The organism is Paraburkholderia sprentiae WSM5005 (assembly GCF_001865575.2).
In the GTDB taxonomy this organism is placed as follows: Bacteria; Pseudomonadota; Gammaproteobacteria; order Burkholderiales; family Burkholderiaceae; genus Paraburkholderia; species Paraburkholderia sprentiae.
The window spans coordinates 2,872,599-2,892,534 of record NZ_CP017561.2 but is presented as its reverse complement, the minus strand read 5'-3'; the positions used below and the strand labels follow the sequence as shown (position 1 = coordinate 2,892,534).

Annotated in this window: 21 protein-coding genes; 8 read left to right on the top strand and 13 right to left on the bottom strand. The window is 65.5% G+C overall.

What is annotated here, in order from left to right; translation table 11 throughout:
* Positions 1–78: 78 nt before the first annotated feature.
* From kynA to kynB, 3 genes are read right to left on the bottom strand one after another with little or no spacing between them, the layout of a single operon-like run.
* A complete protein-coding gene (gene kynA, locus BJG93_RS13105; RefSeq protein WP_027198696.1) occupies positions 79–1,005 on the bottom strand; it encodes a tryptophan 2,3-dioxygenase in 927 nt (308 codons plus the stop codon).
* A 10-nt stretch (positions 1,006–1,015) separates the two neighbouring features.
* Positions 1,016–2,266, bottom strand: coding sequence for a kynureninase (gene kynU / locus BJG93_RS13100; RefSeq protein WP_027198695.1), 1,251 nt, complete (start codon positions 2,264–2,266; stop codon positions 1,016–1,018).
* Positions 2,267–2,320: 54 nt separating this feature from the next.
* The gene (kynB, locus tag BJG93_RS13095) at positions 2,321–2,959 is read right to left on the bottom strand and encodes an arylformamidase (protein ID WP_027198694.1); all 639 of its coding nucleotides are present in this window, start codon (positions 2,957–2,959) and stop codon (positions 2,321–2,323) included.
* Positions 2,960–3,089: 130 nt separating this feature from the next.
* On the opposite strand from kynB, the gene BJG93_RS13090 reads away from it, so the two are divergent.
* Positions 3,090–3,605: an Lrp/AsnC family transcriptional regulator gene (locus tag BJG93_RS13090; RefSeq protein WP_027198693.1), complete on the top strand. Its 516-nt coding sequence runs from the start codon at positions 3,090–3,092 to the stop codon at positions 3,603–3,605.
* Between the two features lie 34 nt (positions 3,606–3,639).
* Here BJG93_RS13090 and BJG93_RS13085 read toward each other — a convergent pair whose 3' ends face one another.
* Together BJG93_RS13085 and BJG93_RS13080 are read right to left on the bottom strand one after the other, a co-directional pair.
* Positions 3,640–4,149, bottom strand: a complete 510-nt coding sequence (locus BJG93_RS13085) for a flavin reductase family protein (protein WP_027198692.1) — start codon at positions 4,147–4,149, stop codon at positions 3,640–3,642.
* Between the two features lie 63 nt (positions 4,150–4,212).
* Positions 4,213–4,542 (bottom strand): hypothetical protein, encoded by a 330-nt coding sequence (locus tag BJG93_RS13080; protein WP_154671856.1) that lies wholly within the window; start codon positions 4,540–4,542, stop codon positions 4,213–4,215.
* Between BJG93_RS13080 and msrA the strand changes: the two genes are divergently transcribed.
* The gene (msrA, locus tag BJG93_RS13075) at positions 4,541–5,080 is read left to right on the top strand and encodes a peptide-methionine (S)-S-oxide reductase MsrA (RefSeq protein ID WP_027198691.1); all 540 of its coding nucleotides are present in this window, start codon (positions 4,541–4,543) and stop codon (positions 5,078–5,080) included. The two genes, BJG93_RS13080 and msrA, sit on opposite strands and share 2 nt — an antisense overlap.
* Positions 5,081–5,140: 60 nt before the next feature.
* Here the strand turns inward: msrA and BJG93_RS13070 are convergent, their stop codons facing one another.
* From BJG93_RS13070 to pdxH, 3 genes are all read right to left on the bottom strand, one after another.
* Entirely contained in the window at positions 5,141–6,496 is a 1,356-nt protein-coding gene (locus BJG93_RS13070) for a DUF72 domain-containing protein (protein ID WP_027198690.1), read from the bottom strand.
* An 83-nt stretch (positions 6,497–6,579) separates the two neighbouring features.
* Entirely contained in the window at positions 6,580–7,794 is a 1,215-nt protein-coding gene (locus BJG93_RS13065) for an SAM-dependent methyltransferase (protein WP_027198689.1), read from the bottom strand.
* 137 nt (positions 7,795–7,931) lie between these two features.
* Positions 7,932–8,573 (bottom strand): pyridoxamine 5'-phosphate oxidase, encoded by a 642-nt coding sequence (gene pdxH, locus BJG93_RS13060; RefSeq protein WP_027198688.1) that lies wholly within the window; start codon positions 8,571–8,573, stop codon positions 7,932–7,934.
* A 231-nt stretch (positions 8,574–8,804) separates the two neighbouring features.
* On the opposite strand from pdxH, the gene tcdA reads away from it, so the two are divergent.
* On the top strand, positions 8,805–9,662 hold the full coding sequence (tcdA, locus tag BJG93_RS13055) for a tRNA cyclic N6-threonylcarbamoyladenosine(37) synthase TcdA (RefSeq protein ID WP_027198687.1): 858 nt from the start codon (positions 8,805–8,807) through the stop codon (positions 9,660–9,662).
* A 68-nt stretch (positions 9,663–9,730) separates the two neighbouring features.
* Here tcdA and trxA read toward each other — a convergent pair whose 3' ends face one another.
* On the bottom strand, positions 9,731–10,579 hold the full coding sequence (gene trxA, locus BJG93_RS13050) for a thioredoxin (RefSeq protein WP_027198686.1): 849 nt from the start codon (positions 10,577–10,579) through the stop codon (positions 9,731–9,733).
* Positions 10,580–10,666: 87 nt separating this feature from the next.
* Positions 10,667–11,542, bottom strand: a complete 876-nt coding sequence (locus BJG93_RS13045; protein WP_027198685.1) for a pirin family protein — start codon at positions 11,540–11,542, stop codon at positions 10,667–10,669.
* A gap of 167 nt (positions 11,543–11,709) precedes the next feature.
* On the opposite strand from BJG93_RS13045, the gene BJG93_RS13040 reads away from it, so the two are divergent.
* On the top strand, positions 11,710–12,591 hold the full coding sequence (locus tag BJG93_RS13040; RefSeq protein WP_027198684.1) for an EamA family transporter: 882 nt from the start codon (positions 11,710–11,712) through the stop codon (positions 12,589–12,591).
* Positions 12,592–12,601: 10 nt separating this feature from the next.
* On the opposite strand, the gene BJG93_RS13035 is transcribed toward BJG93_RS13040, so the two are convergent.
* Both BJG93_RS13035 and tsaE read right to left on the bottom strand, forming a co-directional pair.
* A complete protein-coding gene (locus BJG93_RS13035; protein WP_034479678.1) occupies positions 12,602–14,203 on the bottom strand; it encodes an N-acetylmuramoyl-L-alanine amidase in 1,602 nt (533 codons plus the stop codon).
* Positions 14,185–14,781, bottom strand: coding sequence for a tRNA (adenosine(37)-N6)-threonylcarbamoyltransferase complex ATPase subunit type 1 TsaE (tsaE, locus tag BJG93_RS13030; protein ID WP_027198682.1), 597 nt, complete (start codon positions 14,779–14,781; stop codon positions 14,185–14,187). The genes BJG93_RS13035 and tsaE overlap by 19 nt, the downstream gene beginning before the upstream one ends.
* 17 nt (positions 14,782–14,798) lie before the next feature.
* Between tsaE and queG the strand changes: the two genes are divergently transcribed.
* From queG to xerD, 3 genes are all read left to right on the top strand, one after another.
* Complete coding sequence (gene queG / locus BJG93_RS13025; protein WP_027198681.1) at positions 14,799–16,109, top strand: tRNA epoxyqueuosine(34) reductase QueG; 1,311 nt, start codon at positions 14,799–14,801, stop codon at positions 16,107–16,109.
* A gap of 65 nt (positions 16,110–16,174) precedes the next feature.
* Positions 16,175–16,645, top strand: a complete 471-nt coding sequence (locus BJG93_RS13020; protein ID WP_027198680.1) for a methylated-DNA--[protein]-cysteine S-methyltransferase — start codon at positions 16,175–16,177, stop codon at positions 16,643–16,645.
* On the top strand, positions 16,642–17,598 hold the full coding sequence (xerD, locus tag BJG93_RS13015) for a site-specific tyrosine recombinase XerD (protein ID WP_027198679.1): 957 nt from the start codon (positions 16,642–16,644) through the stop codon (positions 17,596–17,598). The genes BJG93_RS13020 and xerD overlap by 4 nt, the downstream gene beginning before the upstream one ends.
* 34 nt (positions 17,599–17,632) lie before the next feature.
* Here xerD and BJG93_RS13010 read toward each other — a convergent pair whose 3' ends face one another.
* A complete protein-coding gene (locus BJG93_RS13010; protein WP_027198678.1) occupies positions 17,633–19,195 on the bottom strand; it encodes a class I adenylate-forming enzyme family protein in 1,563 nt (520 codons plus the stop codon).
* Between the two features lie 151 nt (positions 19,196–19,346).
* On the opposite strand from BJG93_RS13010, the gene ybaK reads away from it, so the two are divergent.
* Positions 19,347–19,838 (top strand): Cys-tRNA(Pro) deacylase, encoded by a 492-nt coding sequence (ybaK, locus tag BJG93_RS13005; protein ID WP_027198677.1) that lies wholly within the window; start codon positions 19,347–19,349, stop codon positions 19,836–19,838.
* Positions 19,839–19,936: the final 98 nt, after the last annotated feature.

Here is a 19,936-nt window from a genome sequence, read left to right as displayed (position 1 = left end):
GCAAGTAGTGACAACTTGCTCTTTGTTCACCGCCCGGATGCCAGATTCGCCGGGCAAGTGCGTTACACGCGCTAACCGCTACAGCATCGTCCGCACGTGCCAAAGCTCCGGAAACAGCACCACGTCGAGCATCTTCCTCAAATACGGCGCACCGCTGGTTCCGCCAGTACCCTGCTTGAAACCGATGATCCGCTCGACCGTCGTCACATGGCGAAAGCGCCATTGGCGGAACGCATCCTCCAGATCGACGAGTTCCTCGGCCATCTCGTACAGCTCCCAGTGCTCGGACGGATTGCGATACACCTCGAGCCACGCCGCTTCGACCGATGCATCATGTTCGGTCGGCTTGGTCCAGTCGCGTTCGAGCCGCGTGGGCGAAATCCTGAAGCCGCGGCGCGCGAGCAGCCTCACCACTTCGTCATAGAACGACGGCGCTTCGAGCGATGCCTTCACTTGCGCGTACACGTCGGCGCGACGCGCGTGCGGCTTGAGCATCTGCTCGTTCTTGTTGCCGAGCAGGAATTCGATCTGCCGGTACTGATACGACTGGAAGCCCGACGAAGTTCCGAGGTACGGCCGCATCGCCGTGTATTCGGACGGCGTCATCGTCGCGAGCACGCTCCACGCCTGCACCAGCTGCTCCATGATTCGCGACACGCGCGCGAGCATCTTGAACGCGGGCGGCAACTCGTCGCGATGCACGGCCGCGAGCGCCGCGCGCAACTCGTACAGCGCGAGCTTCATCCATAGCTCGCTGGTCTGATGCTGGATGATGAACAGCATCTCGTTGTGATCCGGCGACAACGGATGCTGCGCGTCCAGCAACGTGCCGAGCGACAGATAATCGCCATAGCTCATCGATTCCGAGAAGTCGAGCTGCGCGTCGTGCCAGCCGCTGTCGGCCGCGCTCGCGGCCGGCGCCGAAGCCGGCTGTCCGTGCCCGAACGGGCAACCTTGTGCGACCGGCTCTTCGGGCAAGCCGGGCGTGTGCATATGATCGTTCATGCTGTGATCCTCAGGTAACGGCGCCGCGCTGGGCGAATTCGGGAGCCCGCCAGGCCTCGCGGGTGAGCACGTCGCGCAACGTTTCGACGGCATCCCATACGTCGACGAAGCGCGTGTAAAGCGGCGTGAAGCCGAAGCGCAGCACGTGCGGCTCGCGATAATCGCCGATCACGCCGTGCGCGATCAGCGCCTGCATCACCTCGTAGCCGTGCGGATGTTCGAAGCTCGCATGTGAGCCGCGCTGTGCATGCTCGCGCGGCGTCACGAGCTTTAGTGGAAATTCGCTGCAACGCGTCTCGACCAGTTCGATGAACAGATCGGTCAGCGCGAGCGACTTCTCGCGAACCGCCTGCATTTTGGTTTGCAGAAACACGTCGAGCCCGCATTCGACGAGCGCCATCGACACCAGCGGCTGCGTGCCGCACAGGAAGCGGCCCACGCCGTTGTCGGGCTGATACGTCGGGTTCATCTCGAACGGCGCGCGATGCCCCCACCAGCCCGACAGCGGCTGCGCGAATTCGTTCTGGTGGCGCCTGGGCACCCATACGAACGCGGGAGAGCCGGGACCGCCGTTCAGATACTTGTATGTGCAGCCGACCGCGTAGTCGGCGTTCACGCCGTTCAGATCGACCGGCACCGCGCCCGCCGAATGCGCGAGATCCCAAAGCGCGAGCGCGCCCTTGTCGTGGATCAGCTTCGTCAGCGCGGCCATGTCGTGCATGTAGCCGGTGCGGTAGTTCACGTGCGTGATCATCGAGATCGCGGTGTCCTCGCCGATCGCGTCGGGCAGTTCCGACGGATCGTCGACGAGGCGCAGCTCATAGCCGCGATCGAGCTGCTCGATCAGGCCCTGCGCGATATACAGATCGCTCGGAAAATTCGAGCGCTCGGACACGATCACGCGACGCTTCGCATCGCGCGCATTCGCGAGACGCAGCGCGGCCGACAGCAGCTTGAACAGGTTGATCGAGATCGTGTCGGTGATCACGACTTCGTCCTCGGCCGCGCCGATCAACGGGGCGAGCTTGTTGCCGAGCCGGCGCGGCAGCGCGAACCAGCCCGCGGTGTTCCAGCTGCGTATCAGCCCTTCGCCCCATTCGGCGGCGATCACGGTCTGCGCGCGCTGCGCGGCGGCGGCCGGCGGCACGCCGAGCGAGTTGCCGTCGAGGTAGATGGTGGTCGGCGACAGCGCGAACTGGTCGCGCAGCGCGGCGAGCGGGTCGGCGCTGTCGAGCGCCACGGTGTCGTCACGATGGTTCATGGTGGATTCGATCGGTTGGGTTGTCGGGTTGGCAGCTCGCCGGGGCGGCGTCGCTCAGCGCGGGGCGGGCAGCGCACGCAGCACCGCGCGCACCGGGCTCGCGTCGAGCGTGGTCAGTTTCAGCGGCAGCGCAATCAGCTCGTAGTCGCCCGGTTCGACCGCGTCGAGCACGACGCCCTCGAGAATCGCCATCCGGTGCGCGCGAATGCGGTGATGCGCGTCCATCGTCTTCGATTCCTGCGGATCGAGCGACGGCGTGTCGATACCCAGCAGTTTCACGCCGCGCGCGGCGAGCAGGTCGACGGTCTCGGGCGCGACCGCGCAGAACGCGCTATCCCACTCGCGCGTCGGCGCTTTTCTGTAAGTGCGCAGTAAGACTCGCGGCGGCAGATCGTCGAGCGAGCCGGCCAGGTGTTGTGGCGTCACCACAGGCGACGCGCCGATACAGTGGATCACTCTGCATAAACCGAGATACGCGTCGAGCGGCACGTCGCCGATTGCGGCGCCGTCGGCGTCGTAGTGCAGGGGCGCATCGGTATGCGCGCCGGTGTGCGGCGAGATCGTCAGGCGCGCGACGTTGACCGGCGAACCCGCCTCCATGCGCCAGACGCGCTCGATACCGACCGCCGTGTCGCCAGGCCAGACGGGCGTGGCGGTATCGACGGCGGGAGTGATGTCCCAAAGTGCTCGCATGACGGTTTCGACGGAAGTTGACTGTTTCTGAATAATAGAGGTCAAGCCGAAAAATGTGATTGCGAAAAAATCTCCTTACCAGCCGCGTCTTGGAACATAATTTGATTCAAACAGGAAAGGGAGACCGAATATGAACGCGATCTCGCTCGACGCCACCGATTGCCGTATTTTGACGGTGCTTCAGCAGGAAGGACGGATCAGCAATCTCGACCTCGCGGAGCGCATCTCGCTGTCGCCGTCGGCCTGTCTGCGACGGCTGCGTCTGCTGGAGGAGCAGGGCGTCATCGAGCACTACCGCGCGTGCCTGAACCGCGAAGTATTAGGATTCGAACTGGAAGCGTTCGTGCAGGTATCGATGCGCAACGACCAGCAGAACTGGCACGAGCGCTTTGCGGAAGCTTTGCGCGACTGGCCCGAGGTGGTCGGCGCGTTCGTCGTGACCGGCGAGACGCACTATCTGCTGCGCGTGCTCGCGCACAACCTCAAACACTATTCGGACTTCGTGCTCAATCGCCTGTACAAGGCCCCGGGCGTGATGGACATCCGCTCGAACATCGTGCTTGAAACGCTGAAGGAAGATTCAGGCGTGCCGGTATCGCTCGTGACGAAGAACAGCGGCCACGGGGCCGCGCACAGCGAGCGTTGAGGTGATGTGAGGGGGGCGCGCCGCGCCGCGCCGCTCAAAGCGGCTCCAGGCCGTGGAACTGGCCGCTTTGGAATACGAGCGGCCGCATTGCCGCGGCATTTTCATGCACGCCGCAGCGCTCCACTTCGCCGACAAAAATGACGTGGTCGCCTTCCTCGTAGCGGCTGCGGTTATGACATTCGAACCACGCGAGCGCGCCGTCGAGCACCGGCATGCCGGTGTCGCCCGCCGCGTGTGAGACGCCCTCGAAGCGGTCGCCCTTTACGGTCGCGAAGCGCTTGCACAGATCGAGTTGCGTCGCGGCCAGCACATTGACCACGTAGTGACTGTTGGCGCGGAACACCGGCATTGACGCCGAGCGCGTCGCCAGACTCCACAGCACCAGCGGCGGAGACAGCGACACGGAGTTGAACGAGCTGGCCGTGATACCGATCAGCTGGCCGGATGCGGCGCGCGTCGTGATCACGGTGACGCCGGTCGCGAATTGGCCGAGCGCCTGTTTGAAGGCGGACTGGTCGAAGTTGGGTGGGGTCGCGCGCTTCATCGGGGCGAGGTCCCCGGCGCGCGCCGTGTGAAAGACGCGCCAAAGCGCGCATAAAGGCGCGAATTAAAGCGTAGACCGGTGCGGCGGGAAGCGGATGTTTCGAAAGTCATGGTGAAAATCGTCGATTTCTGCCAATTTTAACTGCAATCGCGGCGCGCGCCGCGCGGCGATGCGTGCGGTGCGGCGTGATGCAGGGTTATTCACCTGTCGCGTGCCGGCGTTTCTATACTCGATATCTACACGGTCGGATTCGCGGCGTTGCGCGACGGGCGCCTGAGCGGCGCCTTTCAGGACGCGTTTTCGGCCATATATTCGGTTGCGGTGGCAGACCCGGCGGCGCGACGCAGCCCAGCTGCCGATCATGGTGTGAATCGATTCTGGAGTGAAGCTCATGAACGAGACGGCAACGCTCGGTGGTGGATGTTTCTGGTGCCTCGAAGCGGTGTATCTGGGCGCCGAGGGCGTCAATGCGGTGGAGTCGGGTTATGCGGGCGGTCACGCGCGCCATCCGAGCTACGAGCAGGTCTGTGACGGCGACACCGGTCACGCGGAAGTGGTCAAGGTCGACTTCGATCCGGCGAAGATCAGCTATCGCGAGATTCTCGACATCTTCTTCGCGATCCACGATCCGACCCAGGTGAACCGGCAGGGTAACGACGTCGGCACGCAATACCGCTCGGTGATCTTCACGCATTCGGATGGGCAGCGTGAAACCGCGCTGCAGGCGATTCGCGAGATCGGCGAACAGCGCATCTACGACGGCAAAATCGTGACTGAGGTGCTGGCGCTCGGCGACAACTACTGGGCCGCCGAGGCCTACCACCAGAACTATTTCGCGCAGCATCCGAATCAGGGCTACTGCTCGTTCGTGGTCGCACCGAAGGTCGCGAAATTCCGCCAGAAGTTCGCGCATCGGATCAAGGCCGGTTGACCGTGCAGCGCGCGGAATGGAGTCGGCAGCGGACGGATGTGCAAGGCCGCCCGCTGCTGTTCATCCGTGCGTTTCCTGTGCTTGCGACGGCGCGTCGTCGGCGCCAAGGTCATCCTCGCGTCCCCGTGTGATCCGCACGCAGGCTTGGACGATCTCTTCAGCCAGTTTCACGCAACTGAGCGGCGCCGATCCTTCCGCCTTGTTGTTGACCGCAATCACGACCGGCTGGCCGGCGAGCGCATAACGCGCGGCCAGCTCGGCGAGCGACGCGCGCGTCGCCGGATCTTCGTCGACGAGCCGATTGAACGGCTCGTACTTCGCCTTCGCCTGTTCGTACTTGAAGCCGCCGTGCAGGCTCCAGCGCACGATCAGCGGGCCGGCCGGCTCGCCGTCGAGCAGCGCGAGCGCCGCGGCCTGGCGCAGCGGATCGGGCATCCGCGCATGAATGCCGACGCAGTAGCGCACCCCCGCCGTCTTCAGCATGCGGATGAAGCGCGGCGTGAGCAGGCTTGCATCGCGGATCTCGACCGCATAGCAACTGCCGTCGGGTAGCCCCGGCAACGCGTCGAAAAACTCGCCGAGACGCTCAATGAACACCGCTGGCTGCGCGAGCATCTGATCCGGCAGCGGCGAGAACTGGAACACCAGCGCGCCGGCCTTGGCGCCGAGGCCTTCGAGACACGGCGTGACGAAATCGTCGATCGCCATCTGCGCGTTCAGAAAGCACGGGTTCAGCGAGACCGGCTCGCCGCGCTCGGCGCGCACCGTGGCGTCGGTGATCGTCATCGGCGCCTTGACGATGAAGCGGAAGTGCTCGGGCACCTGCTGCGCGTAGCGCAGGTATTGGGTGACCGTCAGCGCCTGGTAAAACGAGCGGTCGATGCTGACGGTCTTCAGCAGCGGATGCGCGCCGTACGCGCTCAAGCCCTCGCGCGACAGTTTGCTGTTGCTGTAGTCGTCGCCGTAGACGATGCCGGACCAACCCGGGAACGACCATGTCGACGTGCCGAGGCGGATCTGCGGCGGCAATTGCGCCGCGAGCGCGAGCAGTTCGGCCGACGTTGGCGCGGCGAGCACATCGCGGCTGCGGCGTTTTTTCGGCGCGTCGGTGGACGCGGGTTGTGAGTCGGGGGAACCTGCTTCGGGGGCGGGGTTCTCGGGCGTGGCGTCGTCTTCGAACAGCGACGCAGCCGCGTTGGCTTGTGCGGTCTTCGGCGCGCGCGTGCGCTCTGGCTGCGCCGCAGCGCTAGGGTTCGAATCGGCTTCGCTTGCGGGGACAGCCGGCGTTGCTACCGCGGACTGCATCGGCATCCCGAACAGATCGAACTGCTGCGTGGCCTCATGCGCGGCATCGTCCGCGCCGCCGTCCTCGTCGTTCAACGGCTTGTCAACGTCACTCGTCCCGCTGTGGTCCATCGATGTCCGGCCTGCTGTTCATCAGAATTGCGCCGCGGCGCGCGCTCATGCAGGCCGCCGCGGCGCAACCGGTCATAGCCGGGTCACAGCGGTTTTTCGTACATGTAGCGGCGCGACCACGGCAGGGTTTTCGCGCTGCGGCCGGCTTTGCGGCACACCACCTGGAAAATCGACACGTCGTCGTTTTCGAACGCATACGCGCAGCCCGCCAGGTACACGCGCCAGATGCGGAATTTCTCGTCGTCGACGAGACTGCGGGCTTCGTCCGCATGCGCTTCGAAATTCTCGGCCCAGATGTCGAGCGTGTGCGCATAGTGACGGCGCAAGCTTTCGACGTCAACCGGTTCGAGCCCACCGCGTTGCATCGATTCCAGCGCGAGGCTGATATGCGGCAGTTCGCCGTCCGGGAACACGTAGCGGTCGATGAATTCGCCGCCGCCGAGCGCGGTTTCGCCGCTATCGGCGTCGCTCGACGTGATGCCGTGGTTCATCGCGATGCCTTCGTCGGCGAGCAGATCGTGCATCTTCTGGAAATAGCCGGGCAGATTCTTGCGGCCGACGTGCTCGAACATGCCGACGCTCGTGATGCGGTCGAACTGCCCCTGCACATCGCGATAGTCCTGCAGACGGATTTCGATCTGGTTCTCGAGGCCCGCCGCTTTCACGCGCGCGGTGGCGAGATCGAACTGATTCTGCGACAGCGTAACCCCCACGCACTTCGCGCCGAACTTCTGCGCGGCGCGCAGCACGAGCGCGCCCCAGCCGCAGCCGATGTCGAGCAGACGCTGCCCCGGCTGCAGCTGGATTTTGGTCAGAATGTGATCGATTTTCTTCAGTTGCGCGGTCGCGAGGTCTTCGGTGCCGGTCTCGAAGTACGCGCACGAGTAGACCATGTTCTCGTCGAGCCACAGCTTGTAGAACTCGTTCGACACGTCGTAGTGATACTGGATGGCCTTTTTGTCCGACGTCTTCGAATGATTGAAGTAGCGCCGCACGCGCGCGAGCTTGCCGGCGCTCGTCACCGTGCTGCGCGCGAGCTGATAGCCGATATTGATGATGTCCGACAGCTTGCCCTCGATGTCGATCTTGCCCTTGACATAGGCTTCGCCGAGATTGTCGAGGCTCGGCTCGAGCAGATAGGGCAGCGCGGTTGCACTCTTCACGTGTAGCGTGACCCGGGGCGCGGCGAACTGCCCGAAGTCGTGTTGCTGACCGTCCCACAGCACGAGGCGTGCGGGCAGGTTAGCGGTGGCTTTGACATCTTCAACCCACTGCGCCAGCTTTTTCTCCCAGAACATGCGATCTCTCCGTGTTCGTTGATTTAAAGCAAAGCTGTGTGGATCGCGACAGGGCGCGGCGCATTCCGCGGGCCGCGCAACGCAATCCGGCCGGCCGCGCCGCTACGTTGGCGGCGCGGCCGGCGTCATTCGTGCGGTCAGGGCGACAGGCGTGCGATCTGCCAGTTGGCGCTTTCTTGCGTGCGCGTGTAAAGCAGACGATCGTGCAGCCGCGACGGCCGTCCCTGCCAGAATTCGATCGCGTCGGGCACCAGACGGTAGCCGCCCCAGTGCGGCGGACGCGGAGGATCGTCGCCGTATTGCAGGCTGATTTCGCGTTCGCGTACTTCGAGCTGCGAACGGCTTTCAATCACCTGACTCTGATTCGATGCCCATGCGCCGATGCGCGAGCCGAGCGGACGCGACGCGAAATAGGCGTCACTGTCTGCCTCGCTCGTTTTGACGACGCGGCCCTCGATGCGTACCTGGCGCTCGAGTTCGATCCAGTGAAACAGCAGGCTCGCGTAGGGGTTCGCGCTCAGCTCGCGGCCTTTGCGGCTCTCGTAATTAGTGAAGAACACGAAACCGCGATCGTCCACGCCCTTGATGAGCACGATGCGTGCCGATGGGCGGCCGCGCGCGTCGACCGTGGCCAGCGTCATCGCATTCGGCTCGGGCAGCTTGGCGTCGATTGCCTGCTGGAACCACGTGTCGAATTGACGGAACGGATCGTGGTTGACGTCGGCAACGTCCAGTGAGCCCAGCGAGTAATTTTTTCGAAGCTCGGCGAGTGAGATCATGTTCTTATGCGAACGCTACAGTGGGCCAAGTATAGCCAAGGCGGCAGGTTTTTGCGCGCGGGCGGATCAACGTAGCGCGCGGCGCAAGTCGCGCCAGCGCGCGTCTGCAACGTTGCGTCGCTGCTCGTGGTCCTGCGCGGCTGCTTTCACGTGTTCAGGCAAAATACGGGCTGCGCGCCTTGTTTGCCAAAGCGATTCGCCAATCAGCCTGTGTTTTCGAGCCCTGTCATCATGTCCAGCACCACCGCGCAATCCGATCTTACTACCAGCCTCGACGCGAATGAAATGGCCGACCGCGCGCGCCGTTTCGGCGGCATCGCGCGCCTGTATGGCGCGCCGGCGCTCGCCGCGTTCGAAGGCGCGCACGTCGCGGTGATCGGCATCGGCGGGGTGGGATCGTGGGTCGCGGAGGCGCTTGCGCGCAGCGCGCTCGGCACGCTGACGCTGATCGATCTCGACAACGTGGCGGAAAGCAACACGAACCGGCAGATTCACGCGCTCGACGGCAACTACGGAAAACCGAAAGTCGAAGCGATGGCCGAGCGCATCGCGGCGATCAATCCGCACTGCGACGTGCGGCTGATCGAAGACTTCGTCGAGCCGGACAATTTCGCGGCGACGCTCGGCGCAGGCTTCGACTATGTGATCGACGCGATCGACAGCGTGCGCACCAAGACCGCGCTGATCGCGTGGTGCGTCGAGCGCAAGCAGCCGCTGATCACGGTCGGCGGCGCGGGCGGTCAGCTCGACCCGACCCGTATCCGCATCGACGATCTCGCGCTGACGATCCAGGACCCGCTGCTCTCGAAGGTGCGCGGGCAGCTGCGCAAACAGCATGGCTTTCCGCGTGGGCCGAAGGCGAAGTTCAGGGTGAGCGCCGTGTATTCCGACGAGCCGCTGATCTATCCGGAAGCGGCCGTGTGCGATATCGATGAAGAAGCCGAGCACGTGAGCACGTCACCGGGGCACACGGGGCCGGTCGGCCTGAATTGCGCGGGGTTTGGGTCGAGCGTGTGCGTGACCGCGAGCTTTGGTTTTGCGGCTGCGGCGTACGTGTTGCGGGAGTTGGCGAAGCAGGCGGCGGTTTAGGCGGCAGCCTGGACGGCGGTTTTATCCGCGCTATCCGGGACTGCCGTCAGGCGAAATGCGACAAACGATCAATACAACGACGCGCTCAGCTTACGTCGCCATTGCGCTACCAGCTCCGGCTGATGCGCGGCCAGATCGAACACCGACAACATCGTCTTGCGGCCGATATCGTCGCGGAACGCGCGGTCGCGCTGCACGATCGCGAGCAGATGTTCGAGCGCCTGCGCGTATTTGCGTCGTGCGATAAACGCATTCGCGAGATCGAAGCGCGCTTCCAGATCGTCGGGATTGCCCGCGACGCGCGCTTCGAGCGCATCGGTGGGCGGCAGATCCGCGGCGGCGTCCACCGCGTCGAGTCGCGTCTTGATTGCGTTGAAACGCGCGTCGATGCCTTGCGTGGTTTTCGGCGACAGCAGCTCGACTTCGTTGCGGGCCTCGTCGATGCGGTTGTCTTCGAGCAGCAACTCGATGCGGTCCATGCGCGCGTCGTCGAAGCCCGGGTCGTATGCGAGCGCCGCTTGCAGCAGGTCGTAGGCGTCGTCGCGGCGGCCTTCGGCGAGCGCGGTCTGCGCTTCGATGCGCGCGGCCGGCGCACCCTGCGGCACGAGCCGGTCGAGGAACTCGCGCAGCTGTCCTTCCGGCAGCACGCCGATGAACTGATCGACAGGCTGACCGTCGGCGAACGCGATCACGTGCGGAATGCTGCGCACCTGGAAGTGCGCGGCCAGTTCGTGGTTCTCGTCCACGTTGACCTTCACGAGCTTCCATTTGCCGGCGGCTTCGGTTTCGAGCTTTTCGAGCATCGGGCCGAGACTCTTGCAGGGGCCGCACCACGGCGCCCAGAAATCGACCAGCACGGGGGCCAGCATCGACGCGTTGATGACGTCCTGTTCGAAAGTGGCCAGAGTGGTGTCCATTGCGTCCTCGTCGATAGAAACGGTTTGTAGCTAGGTGGTGCCGAAACGCACGAATTCAATGCGGACGTTCGCGCGGGACCGGCGCCGTCACTTGCGCTGCGGCAGCGCAATCCAGTCGGTTTCGCCGGGCACCTGGCCCATTTCCTGATTGGTCCACGCGAGCTTCGCGGCTTCGATCTTCTCGCGCGAGCTCGCGACGAAATTCCATTCGATGAAGCGCTCGCCGTCGAGCTTCTCGCCGCCCAGCAACATCACGCGCGCGCCGTGCGTGCTCGCGAGCGTGACGGTTTCGTCGAGTGCAAGCAAGGCCATCGCGCCCGCTTCGAGCGGCGTGCCGTCGATCTCGAGATCGCCTTCCACGAGGTACACGCCGCGCTCCTCGTGCTCGGGCTCGAGCGCAAACGCGCTGCCCGGCGTGAAGTCGGCGGCGACGTATAGCGTGCCCGAAAAAGTCGCGACCGGCGCCACCGCGCCGAACGCGGTGCCCGCGATCACGCGCAGCGTCACGCCGTTGCGCTCGACCACCGGCAAGGTTGCCGCCGCATGATGCGCGAACGACGGCTCGATATCTTCGTCGGCGAGCGGCAGCGCGACCCAGGTCTGGATGCCGTGAATCTTCTGCGCGCGCGCGCGATCTTCCGGCGGCGTGCGCTCCGAATGGACGATGCCGCGCCCGGCGGTCATCCAGTTGACGTCGCCCGGGACGATCTTTTGCTCGGAGCCGAGGCTGTCGCGATGCATGATCGCGCCGTCGAACAGATAGGTGACGGTCGCGAGGCCGATGTGCGGGTGAGGGCGCACGTCGAGGCCGGTGCCCGGTTCGAGCGTCGCGGGGCCCATATGGTCGAAGAAGATGAATGGGCCGACGAGGCGCGCCGCCATCGCCGGCAGCACGCGCCGCACGGTCAGATTGCCGATGTCGCGCAAGTGCGGTTTGAGGACGGCTTTGATCGACGAAGTCATGGGCGGGCTCGACGGGGAAAATGGAGGGAGAAGGCTCGAATGGTCGATTCTACTGCGCGTCGCGTGCGGCCGACGGCAACGGCGCACGCGGGCGTGAGCGGGCGCACTGAACCGACCTTGCCGCCCTCCGCTACACTGCCGGATGAACCATCACATTGGAGACCCGGATGTCGCCGAGGGACTTGCTGCTCGCGTTGATCGTCGTGATCGCGTGGGGCGTTAATTTCGTCGTGATCAAGGTCGGCCTGCATGGCGTGCCGCCGATGCTGCTCGGCGCGCTGCGCTTTTCGCTCGCCGCGGTGCCGGCGGTGTTTTTCGTCAGGCGGCCGCAGATCGCGTGGCGGTGGCTGTTCGCCTACGGCGCGACGATTTCTTTTGGGCAGTTCGCGTTCCTGTTCTCTGCGATGTACGTCGGCATGCCGGCGGGGCTCGCGTCGCTGGTGCTGCAGGCGCAGGCGTTTTTTACGCTGATGTTCGCGGCGCTGTTTCTGCACGAGCGCTTGCGCTTGCCGAACGTCGCGGGTCTGCTGATCGCCGCGGCGGGGCTGGCGGTGATCGGCCTGCGCGGCGGCCACACGATGTCGCTCGCCGGTTTCGTGCTGACCCTGTGCGCCGCGTGCATGTGGGCGCTCGGCAACATCGTCACGAAGAAGGTCGGCAAGATCGACCTGGTTGGACTCGTCGTGTGGGGCAGTCTGATTCCGCCGCTGCCGTTTTTCGCGGCATCGTTCGTGTTCGAAGGGCCGCGCGAGATCGTCGCCGCGCTGACCGGCATCAGCGCGCTGTCGATATTCGCGATCGTCTATCTGGCGTTTATCGCGACGTTGATCGGCTATGGCTTATGGAGCCGTCTGCTGTCGCGCTATCCGGCGAGCCAGGTCGCGCCGTTCTCGCTGCTGGTGCCGATCATCGGACTCGCGTCGGCGTCGCTGCTGCTCGGCGAGCAGCTCTCCGCGACGCAGGTGGCGGGCGCGTTACTCGTGCTGGCGGGGCTCGCGGTCAACGTGTTCGGCGGCTGGCTCGTGCAGCGCTTGATGCCGGCGCGCTGAGCAGCCGTGATCACGTCATTCGGCTCTTCGCGAGCGGCGGATTCGCCGCAAAATAGCGCTTGATGCCGGTCAGAATCGCGTTGGCCATCCGGTCGCGATACGCGTCGTCGTTCAGGCGGCGCTCTTCGTCCGGATTGCTGATGAACGCGGTCTCGACGAGGATCGACGGAATGTCCGGCGCCTTCAGCACCGCGAAGCCGGCCTGCTCGACCGAGCCCTTGTGCAGCTTGTTGATGTCGCCGATTTCTTTGAGCACGAAGTTGCCGTAGCGCATCGAGTCGCGAATCTGCGCGGTGGTCGACATGTCGAACAGCGCGCGGTTCACCGTGGCGTCGTCGGACTTGATGTTGATGCCGCCGATCACATCCGACGAGTTCTCCTTGTTCGCCATCCAGCGCGCGGCCGCGCTCGACGCGCCGTGCTCCGACAGCGCGAACACCGACGAGCCCTTCGCCTCGGGCGTCGTGAACGCGTCCGCGTGGATCGACACGAACAGGTCCGCGCCGACGCGGCGCGCCTTCTGCACGCGCACGTTCAACGGCACGAAGAAGTCGGCGTCGCGCGTCATCATCGCGCGCATGTTCGGCTGCGCGTCGATCTTCGCGCGCAGCTTCTTCGCGATGTCGAGCGCGACGTGCTTCTCATAAGTGCCGCCGCCGCCGATCGCGCCCGGGTCCTCGCCGCCATGGCCCGGGTCGATCGCGACGGTGAGCAGCCGCACGGTGTTGCTGCGGCTCGACTTCGGCGTGGTGAACGCGTAGGTGCCGTCGCCGTTGGCGAGGTTGTCGTTGTCCGGGCCCTGCGCTGCGCCGTTGCCCTTGGCGCTGCCACCCTTGTTGCGGGCGATCGAGGTGGGCGGCGACAATGGCGCGGCGGGCGTTGCCTGTCTGCCCGCAATGACCGGCGCGGACGGCGCCGTGCTGCCATGCGTGGGCGGATGCGGCACGCCCGCGGTGCCATTGCCCGCACCGCCGTTCTGCGCGTAACGCTCGAAGAACGCGTCGCTGTTGTCGGCCGGCGGCGCGGTGCCGGGGCCGGCGAGCGCCGCGGGCGGCGCGCTGTTTTCTTCGTCGAGCGCCTGCTGCTTGCGCTCGGTCTGCGCGAGCAGGTCCATCAGCGGATCGGGCGCGACGGCCGGATACAGGTCGAACACGAGCCGGTACTTGTACGCGCCGACCGGTGGCAGCGCGAACACCTGCGGCTTCACCGAACCCTTCAGGTCGAACACCATGCGTACCACGTGCGGCTGATACTGCCCGACCCGCACCGACGAAATTTGCGGATCGTTCGGCGTGATCTTCGACACCAGGTCCTTGAGCGCCTGGTCGAGATCGAGGCCGTTCAGGTCGACGACGAGCCGGTCAGGTCCCTGCAGCAGTTGCTGCGTGTTCTGCAGCGGCTGATCGGATTCGATCGTCACGCGCGTGTAGTCGCGCGCGGGCCACACGCGCACGCCGAGCACTGAGCTCGCAAATGCGAGACGCGGCGCGACGAGGCCAAGCACGAGTGTCGACGCACCGGCGCGCAGGATCTGCCGACGCCGCCAGTTATGCGTTGCGCCCGCTGCCGATTCGATCGAGTGGAACGGTTTGATTAACATCTTTCGAGACATGCCTTTCCTGATTCGCTGTAGGCGCGTGCGACGAGTACGCGTGCGTCTGCGTTTGCGTCTGGGCCGCCGGCCAGCCTGAGCGAGAAGACGAGATCCGGCACGCCGAGCAGCGGGCCCGCGCGTTGCGGCCATTCGACGAGGCAGACGGCGCCGCTATCGAAATACTCGCGAAAGCCCGCGTCGGCCCATTCGGCCGGATCGGTGAATCTGTACAGATCGAAGTGATAGAGCGTGAGTTCCCCAGCGGGGCGCTCGAGCACATACGGTTCGACGAGCGTGTAGGTCGGACTGCGCACGCGGCCGCTGTGGCCGAGCCCGCGCAAGGTCGCGCGCACGAGCGTGGTTTTGCCGGCGCCGAGATCGCCGATGAGTTGCACTTGCAGGCCGTGGAACACGAGGCCGCTTGCGGTGCGAGGCTTGGCCTGCCGTCCTGGCTGCGAGGCTGCGCGCACGCTTTCGATCGCCTGTGCGAAGCGCGCGCCGAACGCCTGCGTGGCGGCTTCGTCAGCGAACGCGAAAGCGCGTTCGAACAGGACGGGAGCGGACGGTAGCGTCGCGTGATCGGGATTGACAGGCATTCTCGTAAAATGGCGTGATGAACCGAAGTCCGAAGTCCCCTGTTTCCTGCACGCCCGCGTCGGCCGACGATGCCGCGCGAGCTTCTGGTGCAACGTCCCGTCTCGATGAAGCGGCGCTTCGTGCGCTCGCGCTCGACATCAAGACGTGGGGCCGTGAACTCGGTTTCGGAGCGATCGGCATCAGCGACACCGATCTGTCGGCCGCCGAAGCGCCGCTTGCAGCGTGGCTCGAAGCGGGATGCCACGGCGAGATGGATTATATGGCCAAACATGGCATGAAACGCGCGCGGCCGGCCGAGCTTGTGGCCGGCACGCGACGCGTGATCACCGCGCGCATCGCCTATTTGCCTGCGCTGACGCTGGGTGCAGATGCGTCGGAACGGGCGCCTGAAGGCGCCGCTCCAGGCTCGCCTGAAAGCCTGTCGCAAGACGTGGCGCAATCCGCGTCACGGCCGACCCCCCGCGCGCGCGATTGGCGCGCGGCCGAGTACGCGCGGCTCGCGGACCCGTCGACGGCGGTCGTGTCGATTTATGCGCGCGGCCGCGACTATCACAAGGTGATGCGTCAGCGCCTGCAACAACTGGCCGACCGGATCGAGGCGGCGATCGGGCCGTTCGGCTATCGCGTGTTCACCGATTCGGCGCCGGTGCTCGAAGTCGAACTCGCGCAGAAAGCCGGCATCGGCTGGCGCGGCAAGCACACGTTGCTGCTGCAGCGCGACGCCGGCTCGCTGTTTTTCCTCGGCGAGATCTATGTCGACGTGCCGTTGCCAACCGACGCCGACACCTCGCCCGAGCTCGCGCCCGAGACGCCGGGCTCGCATTGCGGCAGTTGCGCGCGCTGCATCGGCGCCTGTCCGACCGGTGCGATCGTTGCACCGTACAAGGTCGACGCGCGGCGCTGCATCTCGTATCTGACGATCGAGCTGAAGGGCAGTATTCCGCTCGACATGCGCCCGCTGATCGGCAATCGGGTGTATGGCTGCGATGACTGTCAGCTCGTGTGTCCATGGAACAAGTTCGCGCAAGCCGCGCCGGTCGCCGACTTCGACGTGCGGCATGGGCTCGATCGCGCGTCGCTGGTCGAGCTGTTCGGGTGGAGCGCAGAAGACTTCGATACGCGCATGCAGGGCAGCGCGATTCGCCGCATCGGTTACGAGAGCTGGCTGCGCAATCTCGCGGTCGGCATGGGCAACGCGTTGCGCGCCGCGCCCGCGAGTCTTGACGCCGATGCGCGCGCCGCGATCGTGCGGGCGTTGAGGCAGCGTGTCGACGATCCGTCCGGGCTCGTGCGCGAGCATGTGGAGTGGGCGCTCGAAGCGGCGTAAAGTCGTGGTCATTCGTGACGGCGATTCGATGCCCGCAATCCGCCACGCCAGAGGAGCAGGCAATCATGTTCAACGCAGTAATCGATGCGCCGTTCGGCAAGATCGGCATCCGGCTCGAAGGCGAGGCCATGCGCGAGATCGTCTATCTGCCCGAGTCGACGCGCAACGTCGCGCCCACGACGCCGCTCGCGCGCGAGGCTGCCGAACAGATCGAGCGGTACTTCGAACACGCGTCCGCGAAGTTCGAGCTGCCGCTTGCCGAGTGCGGCACCGCGTTCCAGCGACGCGTTTGGCGCGCGATCACCGAGATCCCGCCCGGCGTCGTGCTGACCTACGGAGAACTCGCGAAGCAGCTCGGTAGCGTCCCGCGCGCGGTCGGCCAGGCGTGCGGCGCGAATTTCTTTCCGATCGTGATTCCGTGTCACCGCGTGGTGAGTGCGAGCGGCATCGGCGGCTTCGCGCACGATGGCGGCGATGGCTTCTTTCGCAACGTGAAGCGCTGGCTACTCGCGCATGAAGGCGTGCCCTTCGCATGAGCACGAGCGCCGCACCCGATACCGCTGCACAGGTCGAACACACGGTCGTCGACTCACCGCTGCTAATCACCTCCTCCGCCTCGATCGACGCGTTCTGCGACGCGCTGTGGCTCGAACACGGCCTATCGCGCAACACGCTCGACGCGTATCGCCGCGACTTGCGCCTCTTTGGCGAATGGCTCGCGCACACCCGCAATGCGTCGCTCGACATCGCCAGCGAAGCCGACCTGAGCGCCTACAGCGCGGCGCGGCAAAAGGACAAGGCGACTTCGGCGAACCGTCGGCTGTCGGTGTTTCGCCGCTATTACGCGTGGGCGGTGCGCGAGCATCGCGCGGCCGCCGACCCGACCTTGCGCATCCGCTCGGCGAAGCAGCCGCCGCGCTTTCCGTCGACGTTGAGCGAAGCGCAGGTCGAAGCGCTGCTCGGCGCGCCTGACATCGACACGCCGCTGGGCTTGCGCGATCGCACCATGCTCGAACTGATGTACGCAAGCGGTTTGCGGGTGACCGAACTGGTCACGCTGAAGACCGTCGAAGTGGGCTTGAACGAAGGCGTCGTGCGCGTCACCGGCAAAGGCTCGAAGGAGCGGCTGGTTCCGTTCGGCGAAGAAGCGCACGGGTGGATCGAGCGCTATCTGTGCGACGCGCGCCCGGCCCTGCTCGGCCCGCGCGCGGCCGATGCGCTATTCGTGACGGCACGCGCGGAAGGCATGACGCGCCAGCAGTTCTGGAACATCATCAAGCGACACGCGCAGGCGGCGGGGATCCATGCGCCGTTGTCGCCGCATACGTTGCGGCACGCGTTCGCGACGCACCTGCTTAATCACGGCGCGGATCTGCGCGTCGTGCAATTGCTGCTCGGCCACACCGATATTTCGACGACGCAGATCTATACGCACGTCGCGCGAGAGCGTCTGAAATCGCTGCATGCGCAGCATCATCCGCGCGGGTGAGCACGACGTGAAGCGAGCGGGGCGCCCGCCCGCATTACAGCAACTCGCGCAGGCGGTGCTTGAGAATCTTGCCGGTCGACGCGGCCGGCAGCGCCGCGAGCACCTTCAGCTCGGCCGGCCGCTTGTACGGCGCGAGCCGCTCGCCGCACCACATGATCAGTTCCGCGGGCGTGAGCGTCGCGCCGGCAATCAGCTCGACGAACGCGACGACTTCCTCGTTGCCCTCGACCGCGCGCCCGATCACCGCCGACTGCACGACCTGGGGATGCGCGTTCAGCACGTGCTCGACCTCGGCCGGATACACGTTGAAGCCCGAGCGGATGATCAGCTCCTTGCTGCGCCCAACGATGTGCAACGCGCCATCCGCGTCCTGCCGCGCGAGGTCGCCAGTCTTTAGCCAGCCGTCCTCGGTGACGCTCGCGCGGGTCTGCTCAGGATTGCGGTAGTAGCCGAGCATCACGTTCGGCCCGCGCACCCACAGTTCACCGATCTCGCCAGACGCGGCTGCGACGCCGTCGAGCCCGACGAACTTCACCTCGACGCCCGGAATGACCTCGCCGACCGAGCAGTCGGTGCGCGGCGCGTCGACCATCGTCTGCGACACGGTCGGGCTGCTTTCGGTCATCCCGTAGCCGTTGTGCAGCGGCAGACCGTATACGGCTTCGGCCTGCGCCTTCAGCGCGGCGTCGAGCGGCGAGCCGCCCGAGTACGCGAAGCGCAGCCGTGGCGCGGACCATGCGTGCTCGTGCGTGTGCAGATATTCGAGCAGCTTCGCGTGCATCGCCGGCACGCCCTGGAAGATCGACACACGCTCGTCGGCGAGGGCACGGCGCACCGCTTCGGGCACGAAGCGCGGCGCGAGCCGCAGCGTCGCGCCCGCATGCAGGCTGCCGAGGCACACCGACGCGAAGCCGTACACGTGCGAGATCGGCAACACCGCATAGACGACGTCGTCGGGCCCGACCTGACGCAGCCGGCTCGACACGGCCGCGATGTACAGCAGATTGCGATGCGACAGCATCACGCCTTTCGGCGCGCCGGTGGTGCCGGTCGTGTAGATCAGCGCCGCGCATTGGCGCTCGCTGGCGGCTTCGACCGCTTCAGCTTGCACGCTGCTGTCCAGCGCATACGACCATGCGCCGATGTTTGGCGACAGCGTGGGTGCGTGCGTGGCTCGATGCCGCTGCGCATGCTCGCGCGCGTCGGGCGAGCTTTCGACCGCATACGCGACGACGCGCGGTTGCGCATGCGCGCGGATCGAATCGAGTTCGGTGGCGGACAGACGAGCATTCGACACGAGCGCCCACGCATCGAGCTTCGCGGTCGCGAACAGCAGTACGATTTGCGCGATGCTGTTCTCCGCGACGATCATCACCCGATCGCCGCCGCGCACGTCCCAGTCCCGCAGCAGCGCGGCGCTGGCATCGACGGCCTGGAGCAGTTGCGCGTTGGTCAGGCGGCGCGCATCTTCGATCAGCGCGACATGCCGCGGATCGCGCGCGGCCGCGAGCGCCGGAATGTCGCTGATGCGCGCGGGCAAGGCGGCGAGCAACGCGGGGACGTCGATCGTAGACCGGATGGATGAAGCCTGATTCAACACTGTCTCCTCTTTACCTGTTCGTTGCGCTGCGTGCAGTATCCCGCACTGCGCCGGCATACTTTCGAACGATCGTGCCACAAGCCTCCGGCCCGCACAATTGGCCGTTCGCCAAATAGCCGTTGCGCAAACTCGCCATTACAATGCGCCGATGAGCAAATCCAGAAACGTGTCTGAAACACCCGCCACACAGCTGCTGCGCCGTCATGGCGTCGCGTTCGGCGAGCATCCTTACGACTACGTCGAGCATGGCGGCACCGCGGAATCGTCGCGTCAGCTCGGCGTCGATGAGCATCGCGTCGTGAAGACGCTGGTGATGGAAGATGAGCACGCGAAGCCGCTGATCGTGCTGATGCACGGCGATCGCACCGTCAGCACGAAAAACCTCGCGCGGCAGATCGGCGCGAAGCGTGTCGAGCCGTGCAAGCCCGAGGTGGCGAACCGGCATTCGGGTTATCTGATCGGCGGAACGTCGCCGTTCGGTACGCGCAAGCAGATGCCGGTGTATGTGGAGTCGACCATTCTCGAGATGGACAGGATCTGGTTGAACGGCGGACGGCGCGGCTTTCTCGTCAGCATCGAGCCGAAGGTGCTCACTGATCTGCTCGCCGCGAAAGCGGTGCAATGCGCGAGCGTGGACTGACGCCGATGCGTGGGTTGAGGTTTGCCTGAATGTTTTTCGCGCGCACGCGTTGGGTAGAATGTGCGCCGCCCTGTTTCGACGGGCATGCCCTGTTGCGG